This is a genomic window from Noviherbaspirillum cavernae, assembly GCF_003590875.1.
GTDB lineage: Bacteria > Pseudomonadota > Gammaproteobacteria > Burkholderiales > Burkholderiaceae_D > Noviherbaspirillum > Noviherbaspirillum cavernae.
Genome location: NZ_QYUN01000002.1, coordinates 2,544,929 through 2,560,190 on the forward strand (window position 1 = coordinate 2,544,929; position 15,262 = coordinate 2,560,190).

14 protein-coding genes are annotated in these 15,262 nt (G+C 63.4%); 7 read left to right on the plus strand and 7 right to left on the minus strand.

From position 1 onward, the window contains the following. Positions 1-220 precede the first annotated feature (220 nt). Positions 221-5,413 (minus strand): hypothetical protein, encoded by a 5,193-nt coding sequence (locus D3870_RS11870; protein ID WP_119739344.1) that lies wholly within the window; start codon positions 5,411-5,413, stop codon positions 221-223. Positions 5,414-5,430: 17 nt separating this feature from the next. On the opposite strand from D3870_RS11870, the gene D3870_RS22325 reads away from it, so the two are divergent. Then, positions 5,431-5,664 (plus strand): hypothetical protein, encoded by a 234-nt coding sequence (locus tag D3870_RS22325; RefSeq protein ID WP_158590440.1) that lies wholly within the window; start codon positions 5,431-5,433, stop codon positions 5,662-5,664. Positions 5,665-5,713: 49 nt separating this feature from the next. After that, positions 5,714-6,481, plus strand: coding sequence for a response regulator (locus D3870_RS11875; RefSeq protein WP_158590441.1), 768 nt, complete (start codon positions 5,714-5,716; stop codon positions 6,479-6,481). Positions 6,482-6,487: 6 nt separating this feature from the next. On the opposite strand, the gene amaB is transcribed toward D3870_RS11875, so the two are convergent. Then, the gene (gene amaB, locus D3870_RS11880; protein ID WP_119739348.1) at positions 6,488-7,987 is read right to left on the minus strand and encodes an L-piperidine-6-carboxylate dehydrogenase; all 1,500 of its coding nucleotides are present in this window, start codon (positions 7,985-7,987) and stop codon (positions 6,488-6,490) included. Between the two features lie 162 nt (positions 7,988-8,149). Continuing rightward, a complete protein-coding gene (locus D3870_RS11885) occupies positions 8,150-8,332 on the minus strand; it encodes a hypothetical protein (protein ID WP_119739350.1) in 183 nt (60 codons plus the stop codon). A gap of 371 nt (positions 8,333-8,703) precedes the next feature. Here D3870_RS11885 and D3870_RS11890 point away from each other — a divergent pair, with 371 nt between their 5' ends. From D3870_RS11890 to D3870_RS11900, 3 genes are all read left to right on the plus strand, one after another. Continuing rightward, positions 8,704-9,816, plus strand: a complete 1,113-nt coding sequence (locus tag D3870_RS11890; protein WP_119741998.1) for a serine hydrolase — start codon at positions 8,704-8,706, stop codon at positions 9,814-9,816. A gap of 213 nt (positions 9,817-10,029) precedes the next feature. After that, positions 10,030-10,341: a hypothetical protein gene (locus D3870_RS11895; protein WP_119739352.1), complete on the plus strand. Its 312-nt coding sequence runs from the start codon at positions 10,030-10,032 to the stop codon at positions 10,339-10,341. Positions 10,342-10,583: 242 nt separating this feature from the next. Next, positions 10,584-10,922, plus strand: a complete 339-nt coding sequence (locus D3870_RS11900; RefSeq protein WP_119742000.1) for a hypothetical protein — start codon at positions 10,584-10,586, stop codon at positions 10,920-10,922. Between the two features lie 11 nt (positions 10,923-10,933). Here D3870_RS11900 and D3870_RS11905 read toward each other — a convergent pair whose 3' ends face one another. After that, entirely contained in the window at positions 10,934-11,935 is a 1,002-nt protein-coding gene (locus D3870_RS11905) for a serine/threonine protein kinase (RefSeq protein WP_119739354.1), read from the minus strand. Positions 11,936-12,184: 249 nt separating this feature from the next. Between D3870_RS11905 and D3870_RS11910 the strand changes: the two genes are divergently transcribed. Continuing rightward, positions 12,185-12,880, plus strand: coding sequence for a UPF0149 family protein (locus tag D3870_RS11910; protein ID WP_119739356.1), 696 nt, complete (start codon positions 12,185-12,187; stop codon positions 12,878-12,880). Positions 12,881-13,012: 132 nt separating this feature from the next. Here D3870_RS11910 and D3870_RS11915 read toward each other — a convergent pair whose 3' ends face one another. The 3 genes from D3870_RS11915 to D3870_RS11925 all read right to left on the minus strand — a co-directional run bounded on the left by D3870_RS11915 (position 13,013) and on the right by D3870_RS11925 (position 14,674). Continuing rightward, positions 13,013-13,240 (minus strand): hypothetical protein, encoded by a 228-nt coding sequence (locus D3870_RS11915; protein ID WP_147375776.1) that lies wholly within the window; start codon positions 13,238-13,240, stop codon positions 13,013-13,015. A gap of 457 nt (positions 13,241-13,697) precedes the next feature. Further along, complete coding sequence (locus D3870_RS11920; protein ID WP_119739360.1) at positions 13,698-14,222, minus strand: glycine zipper 2TM domain-containing protein; 525 nt, start codon at positions 14,220-14,222, stop codon at positions 13,698-13,700. Between the two features lie 221 nt (positions 14,223-14,443). Beyond that, positions 14,444-14,674 (minus strand): hypothetical protein, encoded by a 231-nt coding sequence (locus D3870_RS11925; protein WP_119739362.1) that lies wholly within the window; start codon positions 14,672-14,674, stop codon positions 14,444-14,446. A 54-nt stretch (positions 14,675-14,728) separates the two neighbouring features. On the opposite strand from D3870_RS11925, the gene D3870_RS22070 reads away from it, so the two are divergent. Next, entirely contained in the window at positions 14,729-15,184 is a 456-nt protein-coding gene (locus D3870_RS22070; RefSeq protein WP_147375777.1) for a hypothetical protein, read from the plus strand. The last annotated feature ends 78 nt before the right edge of the window (positions 15,185-15,262 follow it).

The window sequence follows — 15,262 nt, forward strand, 5'->3', positions numbered from 1 at the left end:
CCCCGTATTTTTCTCTTGAGCGACCTGCTTTTGAAACCAGAGCATTCTAACCTCACTGGCCCGAAATCGCCATTTGATCAGGCCGCTCTGCCGCCTGCCTGATGCATCTCTGGCATGGCAGCAACGAGGTATCGTGACGGCAGTGACAGCTCGCCAATCAATTGCACCTTCGACACCGCATGCACGCCTGAACACATGCCGACGGCCGGTGCGGCTGCATTCACTCCTTCCCGGATGATTCCGGTGTGACTGCATGCTCGGGCTGCGACTTCAATTGATATGAAATCTGCAACTTCGATGTCTCGATGACATCCGGGCTCGGCACAACAGCGGCCTCCGGCGCCAGCATGGTTGCCGATGCGGTTGCAGGCACTGTCGTTTCGACGGTCGGATGCAATGCGATGGCTTGCACGACCGCCGCATTGAAGTCCGGATTCTGCAAGCCGATGGTGGCGGCCACGGCAACACCTGCAACGGCGACGGCGCCGCCCAGGAGCGCCGTCAACGGACGGCGTTTTGCCTTCGGCGCGCCGACACTTGCCGGCGACTCCGCCAGCAATGCCTCGGCACGGGCGTGCCAGCCGGTCACGTCTTCGATCTGCTCAGACATGCGCCGCATCAGTTGCCACGAAGCCGCTCTGGCTTGCGCCCGTTCGCGCTGAACCCTGGCGCGCATTGCATCCTTCCGTTCGGCTGCGGCGATCCTGGCTTGCGTCTGCTTGCGGGCCGCTTCGAGTGCGCGGCACTCTGCGGCGGCAAATTTTTCCTCGGCGGCTCTTGCCTCCGCGTCCGCGCTCTTGCGCTGGCGTGCAAGTTCGGCCGCTGCCGTTTCCGCAGCGGCGCATCGCTCTGCTTCCTCGCGTGCCAATTCGGCCAGTCTGGCTTGTTCACGCGTGGCCTTCAGCGCCTGCTGTTCGGCCTTGGCGCGAACGCTTTCGTTGCGCGCCAGTTCGCTCGCTTCGCGGGCGCGCGCTTCAGCCGCCTCGGCAGCGCAGCGCTGTTGTTCGGCTTGCTCGGCGGCCTGTTCCAGCAATTGATGTTCCGCCGCGCAAAGGGCTGCACTCGCCTCGCGCATCTTGCGCGCGGTCTGTTCGCGCAAGCGTGTCAGCGCGGTCTGCTCGCTCTCGATTTGCGCACGGGCCTGTGCGTCCGCCCACGCAGCCTGTTCGCTGGCGAGCTTTTCCTCGATCGCGGCGAGCTCTGTCTGGACGACGGCGGCACGCTCGGATTCGAGGCGCACCTTTTCCTGCATTGCGGCCAGTGCGGCCTGCTCGGCAATGGCACGCTTGCGCTCGACGTCCGCCAATCTTGCAGCCTCGCGCAGCATGGATTCAGCGGCCTGGGCGGCCTCGCGCTGCGATCCGGCCTGCGCTTCCGTCTTTTCCAGCAGTTCCTGCTCGGCGGCGCGTCTGGCGTCGGTCGCGTCACGCGCATCGCGCTCGACCCGTTCGCGCGCCTGCATGATGCCTGCATGTTCCTGTTCAGCGCGGGCGCGCGCCTCGGCTTCGACACGCGCAGCCTGCTCGGCGGCGAGTTTTTTCTGGATCGCTTCCAGCGCCTGCTGTTCTGCGCTGGCGCGCTCCTGCTCGACACGTGCCAGTTCGACGGCTTCCTCGGCCTTGACCCTCGCCGCTTCGGCGGCCTTGTGCTGCTGGTCGGCGTGTTCGGCTGCCTTTTGCAATTGCAGCTGTTCAGCGACCAGACGGGATTCGACGGCTTCGCGTTCGGCGCGCTCGGCTGCCTCGCGTGCTGCCGCGACGGTGATGTATTCCTGCTCGGCACGGACGCGGGCTTCCGCTTCGTCGCGGGCGGCCTGTTCGGTCGCCAGCTTTTTCTGGATGGCTTCCAGCACCTGCTGTTCGGCACTGGCGCGCTCCTGCTCGACGCGTGCCAGTTCGACGGCTTCCTCGGCCTTGACCCTCGCCGCGTCGGCAGCCTTGCGCTGCTGGTCGGCGTGTTCGGCTGCCTGTTGCAATTGCAGCTGTTCGGCGGCCAGACGCGCTTCGACGGCTTCGCGTTCGGCGCGCTCGGCTGCCTCGCGTGCTGCTGCGACGGTGATGTATTCCTGTTCGGCACGGACGCGGGCTTCCGCTTCGTCGCGGGCGGCCTGTTCGGTCGCCAGCTTTTTCTGGATGGCTTCCAGCGCCTGCTGTTCGGCGGTGGCGCGCTCCTGCTCGACGCGTGCCAGCTCGACGGCTTCCTCGGCCTTGACCCTGGCCGTTTCGGCAGCCTTGCGTTGCAGATCGGCTTGTTCGGTCGCCTTTTGCAGTTGCAACTGTTCGGCGGCCAGACGGGCTTCGACGGCTTCGCGTTCGGCGCGCTCTGCTTCCTCGCGTGCTGCCGCGACGGTGATGTATTCCTGCTCGGCACGGACACGGGCGGCGGCTTCGTCGCGGGCGGCCTGCTCGGTTGCCAGTTTTTTCCGCGTGGTTTGCAGTGCCTGCTGGACGGCGCTGGCGCGCTCCCGCTCGACACGCGCCAGTTCGACGGCTCCCTGTGCCATCGCTTTTGCAGCCTCGGCGGTCTGGCGCTGCCATTCGGCATGTTCGGCGGCTTTTTGCAGCTGCAATTGCTGGTCGGCGTTACACGCTTCGCTGGCTTCGCGCGCCGCCTGTTCGGCCTCTGCGCGGGATGCTGCGGCGGCTGCATGCTCCTGCTCCGCTCGCATGCGGGACACGGCTTCCGTGCGCGCAATCTGCTCTGCGGCGCGCTTTCTTTGCGTCGCCTGCAAGGCCTGCTCTTCCGCGACGGCGCGCTCCTGCTCGATGCGCGCCAGTTCGACGGCTTCGGCTGCCTTGGACCTGGCGATTTCGGAGGTCTTACGCTGCAATTCGGCGCGTTCCACGGCTTTCTGCAGCAGCAGTTTCTCGGCTGCATGACGGGCTTCCGCGTCTTCGCGTGCCGTGCGTTCCGCCTCTTCCCGCGCTTGCAACGCGGCGGCTTGTTCCTGCTCGGCTTCGGCGCGTGCCTGCGCGTCGGCACGGGCGGCCTGTTCCGACACGAGTTTTTTGCGGATCGCTTCCAGCACAGTTGCTTCGGCGGTGGCGCGCTCCTGTTCCACGCGGGTGAGTTCAGCCGCTTCCTGCGCCCTGTTCCGGGCGATTTCAGCGGCCTGGCGTTCGGCTTCGGCGTGTTGCGTGGCGCGTTCCAAGCGCTCCTGCTCGGCGGCAGACTTCGCCTCGATCGCAGCGCGGGCGGCCTGCTCTTCGCTTTCGCGCGCACGGCTCAACTCGGCCTGCGTCTGCTCTGCGCGGATGCGCGCCTCGGCCTCGGCTCTGGCGGCTTCCTCCGCTTGCAATCTTGCCTGCATGGCCTGCAAGGCTTGCTGCTCCGCTTCGGCGCGTTCGCGTTCGGTGCGGGCCAGTTGCGTGACTTCACGCGCCTTGTGCAATGCCGACTGCGCGGCCTTGCGCTGCATGTCGACGACGGTCCGGGCTTGCGCGACGGCGTGCCGCGTGGCGGTAGATTCGGCTTCGCGTGCGAGGCGCGCTTCGCGCTCGACCTGTTCGCGCGCGCGCAATGCTTCGGCATGCTCGAGGTCGGCGCGGGTCCGGGCTTCGGCCTCCGCGCAGGCGGCCTGCTCGGCGGCCAGTTTGTCCTGTGCGGCCTGCAGTACCTGCTGCGCAGCGGCGGCGCGCTTGTGTTCGAGCTGCACTTTCGCCTGCATCGCCGCCAGCGCGTCGTGCTCGCTCTTGGCGCGCTGGCGCTGCAGACGCGCCAGTTCAACCGCTTCGCGCGCCTGCAGCATGGCTGCCTGTGCGGCTTGGCGCTTGAGTTCGGCCTGTTCGACGGCTTCGTCAAGCGCCAGTCTGGCGGCGGTGCATTCGTCTTCCTTGGCGCGGCGCGCGGCGTGTTCGGTTTCCTCCTGCTGGCGCAGCAGTTCGGTGTGTTCCTGTTCGGCTTCGGCACGGGCCTGCGCCTCGGCGCGGGCGGCTTCGGCGGCGTTCAGTTTTTCCTGCAGGGCGGCGAGTGCCTGCAACTCGGCGTCGGCATGTTCGCGCTCGGTGCGGGCCAGATCCAGTGCCTGGCGCGCCTTGAGCGATGCGGCATCTGCCGTCTGGCGCTGCGCCTCGGCCTGTTCGGCTGCCTTGTCGTAGGCCTGCTGCTCGGCGGCGGCCTGCTCGGCAGCCATGCGGGCGGCGGCGTGTTCCAGTTCGGCGCGTTGCTCGGCAAGCTGCCTCGCGCGCTGCTCTTCTTCGCTGCGCACCTGCGCCGCCGCGGCAATCCGCTGTTCGGCGTCGGCGCGCTGACGGGCTTCTTCCGCCGCGCGTGCCTCGGCGTGCACGCGGGCGCGCACCTGCACATCGGCGGCATGCTCGGCTTCGACGCGGGCCAGCGCGGTTCCCTGCAGTTGACGCTCGGTCTGGACGCGTGCTTCGGTGGCGGCACGGATGCGTTCCTCGGCGTCGCGGCGCGCCTGCGCTGCAGCGGCGGCGACGGCTTCCGCGTGGCCGCGGCGCTCGGCGGCTTCGCGCAGTTCCAGTTCGGCCTTCAGGCGCATTTGCAGCGATTCGGCGGCCTGACGCTCGGATTCGGCACGGGCGCGCGCGGCGGCTTCCTGCTCCTGTTCCGCCAGGGCGCGGGCGCGGGCCTCTTCGCGCGCGAGCACCTCGGCAGGCGCGCGGTTCAATATCGACTGCAATGCCAGCGTCTCGGCATGTTCCCGCTGGCGGGCGATTTCAAGCGCTTCGCTGTTGGCGGCGGCCAGCCTTTCGGCAGCTTGCCGCGCTTCCTTTTCCATCCGCTCGCGTTCGCGCGCCAGTTCGGCCACGTGCGCATCGGCACGGGCACGCGCTTCGGCTTCCTGCCGCGCGGCTTCGGTGGCGGCAATCCGCTGGGCGGCCTGCCAGCGCACCAGCTCTGCCTGCTGCGTCGCCTGCTCGGCTGTCACGGAGGCGCGCGCCGCCGCTTCGGCGTCAATGGCCATCTTCTCGGACATCCGTTCGCGCGCTTCCTGCTCGGCGCGCGCGCGTTCCAGCGCCACGCGCTCGGCTTGCACTTCGGCCTCGGCACGGGCGCGCAGTTCGGCGATTTCCCTGTTGGTGGCGGCAAGCCGGGCTTCGCTGGCAATGCGGGCTTCACGTTCCGCGTCGTGACGGGTGCGACTGGCAGCAAGGGCCTCCTCGGTGGCCTTGGCATTCTGGTAGGCCTCGGCGGTCGCGGCGGAATCCATACGGGCGCGTTCTTCGGCCAGCGAGCGGGCGCGCGCTTCGGCATGCGTGCGGTTTTCAGCGGCGACGGTGGCCTTGGCTTCCGCCTCGACGCGGGCAATCGCCTCGCGGATGGCCTTCAGATCGACGGCGGGCTTGAAGGCGGTATCGGACTGCGCCTGCGCGCCTGCTGCCGCCACCTCGTCGTCCGGGATGTCGACCTGCAAGTCGAGTTGTTGGCGCATCGTCTGATTTGATTCCATTTTCGGGCTCCCGCTGGATGAGCGATTCCGGCGGATTGTTGTTTACAGATTGGGGGCCGGAATTTCTTAATTGGCATTATCAGGGGCGTAAAAGCAAATCAGCCGGGGAAAAGAAGGGAAAAGCCGACCCTTTTCACGATTATGACGGCCGCCGGCGTGTCCGCTGGCCGATGCCCGCCGCCGGATTTGCCGCCGCTGCCGCAAAAAAACCTTTTGCCGGAATTTCAAGAAAACGCGGGCGGTGCCGTTAATCAGATACCGGTCGGCACCGGAACAATCCTTCAGACGCACAAGAGCAAAATGACAATATTCTTGAAGACAGGCACCCCAAGCCAAAGCGCAGGCATGCTGCCCTTTGCCGGCCGCCGCATCCTGGTCGCCGACGACAATCCGGTGAACCAGAAGCTCGCCGTGCGCATGCTGGAGAAGCTGGGCTGCCTTGCCGCCGTTGCCGATAATGGCGCGATAGCGGCCCGCATGCACGCCAGCCAGCCGTACGATCTGGTGCTGATGGATTGCCAGATGCCGGAACTCGACGGCTACCAGGCCACCGCCCGCATCAGGGAGCATGATCGCGGGCAGCGGCACACGCCCATCGTCGCGCTGACCTCGGCCACCGGACCGGCCGAACGCGAGAAATGCGCGGCGTCGGGCATGGACGATTTTCTTGCCAAGCCGGTGCAGCCGCAGGTCTTGAAGAACATGCTGGGACGCTGGCTGCCGCCGCCTGCCCCGCTGGCGCAGGACAATCTGGAAGCCGTCCATGCCATGTTCCGCGACGATTTTGCCGAACTGACGGCGCTGTATCAGAGCGATAGTCCCAAGCGCATCGACCTGATGCGGGAGGCCGCAGCGGCACAGGACCATGCGCAGGTTGCAAGGATCGCGCATTCGTTCAGCGGCAGTTGCGCATCGATCGGCGCAGCCGGCCTGTGCGCGCTGTGCAAGGACCTCGAGCTGCACGCCCGGACCGGCGCGCTGCACGACATCGATCGGCGGCTGGCCGCCATCGAGGCGGAATACGCGCGGGTCAGCGCCAAACTGCAGGCGATGCTGGCTGCGCCTTGAGCGCCGTCAGATATCGAAGCTGATGCCCTGCGCCAGCGGCAGCGCACGGCTGTAATTGATGGTATTGGTGGCGCGCCGCATGTAGGCCTTCCACGCATCCGAGCCGGACTCGCGCCCGCCGCCGGTTTCCTTTTCGCCGCCGAATGCGCCGCCGATTTCCGCGCCACTGGGCCCGATGTTGACGTTGGCAATGCCGCAATCGCTGCCGACGGAAGACATGAACACTTCCGCCTCGCGCATGTCGCTCGTGAAGATGCTCGATGACAGTCCCTGCGGCACGGCGTTGTGCCATTCGATCGCCTGCTCCAGCATCCGGTAGCGCACCACATAGAGGATGGGCGCGAAGGTTTCATGATGCATGACGCCGGTCTGGGCCGGCATTTCGACCAGTGCCGGGCGCACATAGTGGCCGCCGCCCGCGATCTCGATCCGCTCGCCGCCATGCACCGTGCCGCCTTCGGCATGGGCGTGTGCAAGCGCTTCCTGCATCGCATCGAATGCATGCGCGTCGATCAAGGGCCCCACCAGCGTGCCCTGCTCAAGCGGATTGCCGACCGCCAGCGAGGCATACGCTTTCTTCAGCCGCGGCAGCAGGCTGTCGTAGATATCCTCCTGCACGAACAGACGGCGCAGCGAGGTGCAGCGCTGGCCGGCGGTGCCGACCGCGGAGAACACGATGGCACGTATCGCCAGCTCCAGATCGGCGCTTGGCGCGACGATCATGCCGTTGTTGCCGCCCAGTTCCAGAATCGCGCGCGCCAATCGGCGGGCGCACGCCTGTGCGACGGCGCGTCCCATGCGCGTGCTGCCGGTGGCGCTGACCAGCGCCACGTGCGCATCGTCGACCAGCGCGCGGCCGCATTCCTGACCGCCGATCAGGTGTTGCGACAAGCCCTGCGGCGCATCGCTGCCGAATCGGGTCATGGCCTTGTCGAACAAGGCTTGCACCGCGATGGCCGTCAGCGGCGTTTTCTCGGACGGCTTCCACACCACGCTGTTGCCGCACACGAAGGCGAGCGCCGCGTTCCACGACCACACCGCAACCGGAAAATTGAAGGCTGAAATCACGCCGATGACACCGAGCGGATGCCACGTCTCCATCATTCGGTGGCCGGGACGCTCGGACGCAATGGTCAAGCCGTACAACTGGCGCGACAGGCCGACGGCGAAGTCGCAGATGTCGATCATCTCCTGCACTTCGCCCATCCCTTCCTGCAGGATCTTGCCGCTTTCGATCGTCACCAGCCGACCGAGGTCCGCCTTGTGCGCACGCAGTTCTTCCGCGAACAGCCGGATCAGCTCGCCGCGTCTCGGTGCGGGGACCGTCCGCCATTGCCTGAATGCGCGTTCGGCCTGCGCAATCCTGTCCGCAACGTCTGCCGCGGTATCAGCGCGCAGCTGCGTCAGCGTTTCGCCGGTGATCGGCGTCACACTGGCGAGGTCGCCGCCCTGATACTGCGTCAGATCGGCACCCAGCGTGCCGAGCAAGCTTGTGATGTTTTCCATGAAGCCCCCTCCATGTCGATTTCCCGTCCGGCCTTCTTTGGGATTGCATGCGCGGTGCGCGCAAGACATGAAGCGAGTCACCAGCCGCGCCTGCTTCACCGATCCCCCTCCTTGTCAGCTTATCCTGAAAATTGGAGGATCGGTAATGAGGCACGGCAACGGTCAATTTATCCACGAATGAAAGATCCTTTCATTCTCCTCGTAATAGCCACGGGTATCGGCTTGCGTCGGATCCATGCCGCCGCTGGCGGAATATCCCGTGGAGTACCCCGACGTGTTCATGGTTCCCATGCTGGAGCAAGCCGTGAGCAAAGCGATTGCGCTGGCAATGACAAGAGTTTTCATTTCACACCTCCGGAACGCCTCTGCTGCGAGACGAAAAACAAAAAACCACTATAGACAGCACGCTCCGGCAACGCTGCCGGAATCCGGCTATCGATGATGCGCCGCAAAATATCGTCAAGGCCTTCTTGACTTGTCTCGATGCAAGCCGCCACAGGGAACCCGCGCCGGCAACTTTCTGCTGCGGCAATTCATTTACGCTGCATCAAAGACCGTTCTCGCCGCGCACAAACGCCGTGCAGGGCAAGTCAATGCCATGTCACCATGCTCGTTCGAACGAAGAGCGCGGATGCAAAATGCCATTCATGCCCATCCTGTTGCTGCCGGCGTTGAAAAACTTACTTGCAAGAGCTCCCGCATGGGCGGGCAAGACAATGTTGGGCAGTTTCGTTTCCCTTCTGCTGCTGGCCTGCCTCATGCCCGATGCGGCGGCGCGCGAGCGGAAAGCGGGCGCATCGCAGAATGCACAGAAGGAAGTCACGAAGAAAGCGCACGCCAGGCAAAAGGGAAATGCCGCATCGCCCGGCGCAAAGGCAGCATCCGCGCGCGGCAAGAACAGGCACGCCGCCGATGGCCGCACACGCGTGGTGAAGAAGTTCATCACCGTGCATGGCCGGCGCAAGCTCGTGTTTCAGCGCGTGGCATTCCGCCCCCTGCCGCCGCCCGTACCGACCGTCGGCGATCTGGCCGGACTGGGCGCCACGCCCGATCCGCTCATGCTGCAATCCAACGTCGCCTATGTGGTGGACGCGTCGAGCAGCGATGTACTCTTTGAAAAGAACGCCGCCGTCGCCCTGCCGATCGCATCGATCACGAAGCTGATGACCGGCCTGATCGTGATGGAGTCGGGCCAGAACATGGATGAGGTGCTGGAGATCACGGATGACGATATCGACAAGGTGAGAAACTCGTCGTCCAAACTGCAACCGGGCGCGAGCTTGACGCGCGCCGACATGCTGCACATCGCCTTGATGAGTTCCGAGAACCGCGCCGCGTCCGCACTCGGCAGGAACCATCCTGGCGGCACGGCGGCTTTCGTCGCGGCGATGAACGCGAAAGCCGGGGCGCTCGGCATGAGCGAAACGCGCTACGTCGACGCGACCGGGCTTTCCGATGGAAACGTGGCAAGCGCACGCGACTTGGCAAAGCTCGTGATCGCGGCCCTCGCGCATCCCATGCTGGCGCTCTATTCGATCGATAGCCGGTATGCAGTCGATACCGGCGAAAGAATCCTGCAATATGTCAATTCCAATCGACTCGTGAGCAATCTCGACTGGCAGATCGGATTGCAGAAAACAGGCTTCATCAACGAATCCGGCCGCTGCCTGGTGATGCACGTCAACATCCGCGATCGTCCGATCGTGATGGTGTTTCTCGATTCCAAGCGCCGACATGCGCGCTTCGCGGATGCCGATCGGCTGCGGCAATGGGTGCATGAAAAAATCGCGCCCGATGCGCACTTTTCCGAATTGCCACTGGTCGAATAAACATGCGTTCCCGGCACGCAGTGTCCCGGCGCTTCAGCAGCACGGACGGAATCCGGCGGCGCAGCACGGTGTTGCGCCACAAAAAAATGCAAATCGTCACCAGCATGTGAACGCATACGAAGTTGCATTGATGCAAACACCGTCCCTGCACGAAGCCTCCCAAATGCATGTCGGCTATTCAGCATTGGTTCAACCCCATCGAGGAGCAATCACATGAGCAAGCTACTGATTTCACTGACGGGCGCACTGTTCGCCGTATCGATGAACATGACCGCGCTGGCCCAAACCGACGCTGCCAAGGCGGATTCGAAGGCGATGAAGGAACAGGCGGAAGGCGACTACAAGGCAGCCAAGGCAAAGAACAAGGGCGACTACGAAGCTGCCAAGGCCGAGTGCGACAAGTTGAGCGGTGCCCAGAAGAATACGTGCCAGAAAGATGCCAAGACGAAGAATGACAAGGCTGACGCCGATGCGAAGGCTGCCCACACGAAGGCTGAGGCCGACGCAAAGGCGATGAAGAAATAGGTTTTACGTTTGCTGCCATGCGCTGACCGGCTTGGCAAGCAATCGTTCTGCAGCCGGCTTTCCCGGGCAAAATGCTCGCGAAAGCCGGTTTTTCATGCGGCGACGATATGGCAGGTGTCCCTTTTGAGGCAGGTGTCCCTTTTGACAACGGCATCGCAAACGGTTGCCATCATTTGTTTCCAGGGGCTACCATGTCCGGGCAGAACATCAATAACGAACGTATCAAAACAAGGGAGGAAAGCATGCATTCCATATCGGAATCGAAAAAAAACCATCTGTGGCGCAAGGTCGTCTGGCACACCGATCCCGAAGATGCGCCGCTCGGCCCCTACCATTCGGTCGAGGTGTACTGCTGCGAGGAATCGAATGGCTATGCGGTGTGGTATGTACGCCGCCTCGCCATGGACGACAAGCGCGGCGCGGAGCATGTGGAGAACGGCGACTATCTGCTCAACTATTATTCAAAGCATGACCGCGACGCCGCCATCGAGCGCGCCGTGCTGGCCGCCAACAGCGACACATCGGCAGAGGGATTGATCATTGCGCTGGACAAGCTGGCGGCGGCGGCGCAGAAGGTGTAGTCAGAATGTGATCAGGCCGGCCACAAGGGCGGCTCCTGCATCAGCGCGATCTGCTCGCGCAACTCTAGAATGCGGTCCTGCCAGTAGCGTTGCGTGCCAAACCACGGAAACGCCGCCGGAAACGCCGGATCGTCCCAGCGCCGCGCGATCCAGGCGGCGTAATGAATGAGGCGCAGGGTGCGCAGCGCCTCGATCAAATGCAGCTCGCGCGCATCGAAGTCGAAGAAATCCTCATAGCCCGCCAGCAAGTCCGCCAGCTGGCGCGACATGTCGGCCCGCTCGCCCGACAGCAGCATCCACAGATCCTGAATCGGCGGGCCCATGCGGCTGTCGTCGAAATCGACAAAATGCGGGCCGTGATCGGTCCACAGCACATTGCCGCCATGGCAGTCGCCATGCAGGCGAATCTGCCGCACCTCTCCGGCACGATCGAAACAGCGGCGCACACCATCCAGCGCCTGCGCCACCACGCTGCGGTATGCCTCGCTCAAGTCCTGTGGCAGAAAGCCGTTCAACAGCAAATAGTTGCTCGGCTCCTCGCCGAAGCTGGCCAGATCGATGGTCGGGCGCGCCTGAAACGGCTGCATTGCACCGACCGCGTGGATGCGGCCGATGAAGCGACCGATCCATTCCAGCGTCTTGCTGTCATCGAGTTCCGGCGCACGGCCGCCCTGCCTCGGGAATACGGCAAAACGAAAGCCGGCGAACCGGTTCAGGGTTTCACCTTCGGTCAGCGGCATGGCCGGCACGGCCGGGATTTCCCGTTCGGCCAGCTGCTGCACGAACGCATGTTCCTCGAGGATGGCGGCATCGCTCCAGCGTTGCGGACGATAGAACTTCACCACCACCGGCGGCCCCTGCTCCATGCCGATCTGGTAGACGCGGTTTTCGTAACTGTTGAGCGCGAGCATGCGGCCATCGCTGTACAGGCCGACGCTTTCGAGCGCGTCGATCACGATGTCCGGCGTCAGGCCGGTGAAGTCGGCGGCGGGGGTCTGGGGCGTAGGAGTCATGCCGTCATTGTACGAGGCAAGCCACCGTCACGGGGGACGGCCTATCGCGCTACACTAGCGTCCTGAATTCGAAATTCGCTGCATAAAAGATGACGAGAATCGCGCCGATACCGCGTCAAAAATGCTCGCAAGGCCTCGGCCTTGCTGCGCTTTTTTCCTTGTCTCGTCGCGATTTCATCACTTTTATTTGCAACGAATTTCAAACTCAGGACACTAGCGACCTCGCATCCCTTCATCACTTTTACTCTCATGCATCTCGACGAACCGCTTTCCGACAAGGAATTTACCGAACTCGACCAGTTCCTGCTCTCCGACCGCTGTGCCGACGACGGCATGACGATGGATTCGCTGCACGGCTATCTCACCGCGCTCGTGATCGGCCCGGAAGAAGTCCTGATGGCGGAATGGCTGCCGCTGGTGTGGGGCTCGTTCGCCGAAGAAGGCCCGAAGTTCAAGAACGAGAAGGAAGCGCAGCGCATCACCGGCCTCATCGCGCGCTACATGAACGAAGTCGCGATCACCTTCGAAGTCGCGCCGAAGGAATTCGAACCGCTGTTCTGCGAACGCGAATGGGAGGAACGCACTCTGCTCGACGGCGACGGCTGGGCGTGGGGCTTCTGGGAAGGCATGAACCTGCGCGCCGAGGCATGGGAGCCGATCTGGTCATCCAACATCGCCGAACTGGTGCGCCCGATCTACCTGCTGGGCGCGGACGAAGTGGAAGAGGAAGAAGCCGCACTGACCGAAGACCCGGTCAAGCGCAGCAAGCTCGCCATCGAGATGGAAGCCGCGATCCCCGAGATCCGCAAGTTCTGGCTGCCGCACCGCAAATCCGCCGTCGCGCAGGTGCAGCGCGACGCGCCCAAGGTCGGCCGCAACGACCCCTGCCCTTGCGGCAGCGGGAAGAAGTACAAGAAGTGCTGCGGGGCGGATCAGGCGGAGTAGTGAAAGGCAGCCGCTGTATCGCGTGACCCGGTACGGACTGGCCGGTCACCAATTGCAATGTTCAGCTGTCACTCAACGAATTGCCGGGTGGTGAGAGACGCGGCTTCTTGTTCGTGGAAGATCCCCCTGTATTCAGTTGAGGTATCGCGGGTCCGGATTTTCTCTTGCTCTCCCGTCGAACGGCAATGTCAACAAGCTCTTCAATTCTTCAATATCAGTGTTCGCCGCATCGTCGTCGTCGGCATTTTCAAACAAGCTGTCTTGGGATGCGTCGACTCCTTCAAATAGCGTCATAAACGCTGCCAATTTTTTCGCAATGCTGTCGTCACGGCCATCCACGTCAGCCTGGGCAAAATCCAATTCATCTTCCAGCAATTCCGAATTGTCGAACGCTTGAACACTGAGAATGCGAACCGTGCGCTCGCCGCACGGTGGCGCGGCTCCATGACAGCAAAGCTTGATCAGCCAGGGACGCTGTCAGATTCGCCCGATGAATGCACCGGCGAGGTTATTGCGAAGAGCGCGTGGAGGATTGGAACGACGATCGTTGCCCGTCCGCTGTTAGCGGAGACGCAATGACTCGGTGGCACGGTCGCCGACTGGCGATTGACGACATGGCGCGGTATCGCAGTGAGCTGCCTTGGAAAAAAGGGGAAGGAAAAGAACGGCACATGCAACGCACGCATGAGGGAATATCCCGTGCACGGTGCGGATGAATTACGGCAGCGTTGTCCAATCCGCACACGGCATGAACGAACGGAAACGCTGCAATTCATGACGCCGTGCCGGATGCGGTGAAGGCACGGCGCGGCACTCTCTACAACTGCGGTGCCACCGACACGCGCAGCCTGACGCGCTCGCCCGGGTCATAGGGCATGACGCTGGTATAGGTACGGCCGTGGTATTCGTAGGTGACGGCGTAGCCGTTGGTGCGCGATTGCCAGTTGTCGACGGTGCGGCAGTGACGCACCGGCTGTTCGGTGACGACTTCGGGCTGATTTTGATTGTTTTCCATGCGGTCGCCGACAATTGCGCCAGCGATCGCACCCGCGGCGGTCGCTGCGGTACGGCCGTTACCGCCGCCGACCTGATTGCCGAGGATGCCGCCGGCGATGCCGCCGATGATCGAGCCGCCCATGCCGCGCGCCTGGCGCGGCTGCTGCACCGGCGCATACTCGGTACGGCATTCCTGCCGCGGGCTGTTGAACTGTTCCACCTGCGGCGTGACGTTGACCACGCGGCCATAGTCGTCGTAATCCGCCGCAGCGGCTGCCGTGGCGGCTCCCATGCACAACAGCGCAAGTACTGCCTTTGACTGCGCCGCCCTCGATTGCCTCTTCATTTGCTGCCTCCCGTGATTTGCCATGATGAATTCATCATAGATTGATCAACGCGAGAAACAGATTTCCGTCATACAAGGGAATGTAAATATATGTATCGAGAGCCATTGCCGGCGTGAAACCAGTTACATGTTGTTACATGCGATTGCGTCATGCATTTGCTGCACGAAGCCGGCGAAACGATGGTGCTGCGATGGTTGCGTGTATGTCTGCGTATCGACGTCTATGTATCGGATTTGTTCTCTCTGACGCCGGAGCCGCGGCTCAACTGGATCAGGAGCGCGCCTTTCACCATCGACAGTGCGACGTTGCTGCCGAGACGGAATCCCTGCATCGCGGCGGCGTCCATCAGGGCCAGCACCTGGTCGTGCGTGAGGTTGCGGAAATCATTGCGCCCATATAGCCGGTTGCGGTTTTTCACATTGAGGTCTGCAATGATTTCTTCGGGGGTCATTGTGCGCTCCAGATGTCAAGCCGGCCGAGATGACGCTGCGCCAGTCGAGCTGTCTTGTTGATTGTGAGACAACATGCAGCCAAGCATGCCATCCGGGTGCATTGCCTTATTGTTGCGGCTCAAGTTTTTGCCACGATGGCGCGCATGTGCGCACCGGCCCGGCATCGATTGCCTGCCTTCGTGGCGCATTGCCGGTCAGGACGCGAATGCTTCTTCGGTCCGATAATCGTCGGCGCAGGCCTTGTTGCAGAAGCGGCGCACATTGTCCAGCGGCTGGTTGCAGTACCAGCATGCGCCTTTCGGCTTGAGGTCCGCGAAACTCGGCGTCGGCGCGCATTCCCCATCTCCCTTGCGACCTTTGATGGCAATGCGGTGTTCGGCGTGTTGCAGATGATTCATGAGTTGGCTACCAGAAAATGCAGATCGGCCCGGCAATCGTTGGCGGCGGTCGCAGTCATTCTGGCACTGATGACCGGCGTTGGCGCATGGGGCATCGGGTCCGGACTTTGATCAAGATCAGAGTGCTCCCAAACTGCTGTCCGCGCGGAATGCCTAGCTGCATGGATGATGCGGAAAACCGACAGCGAC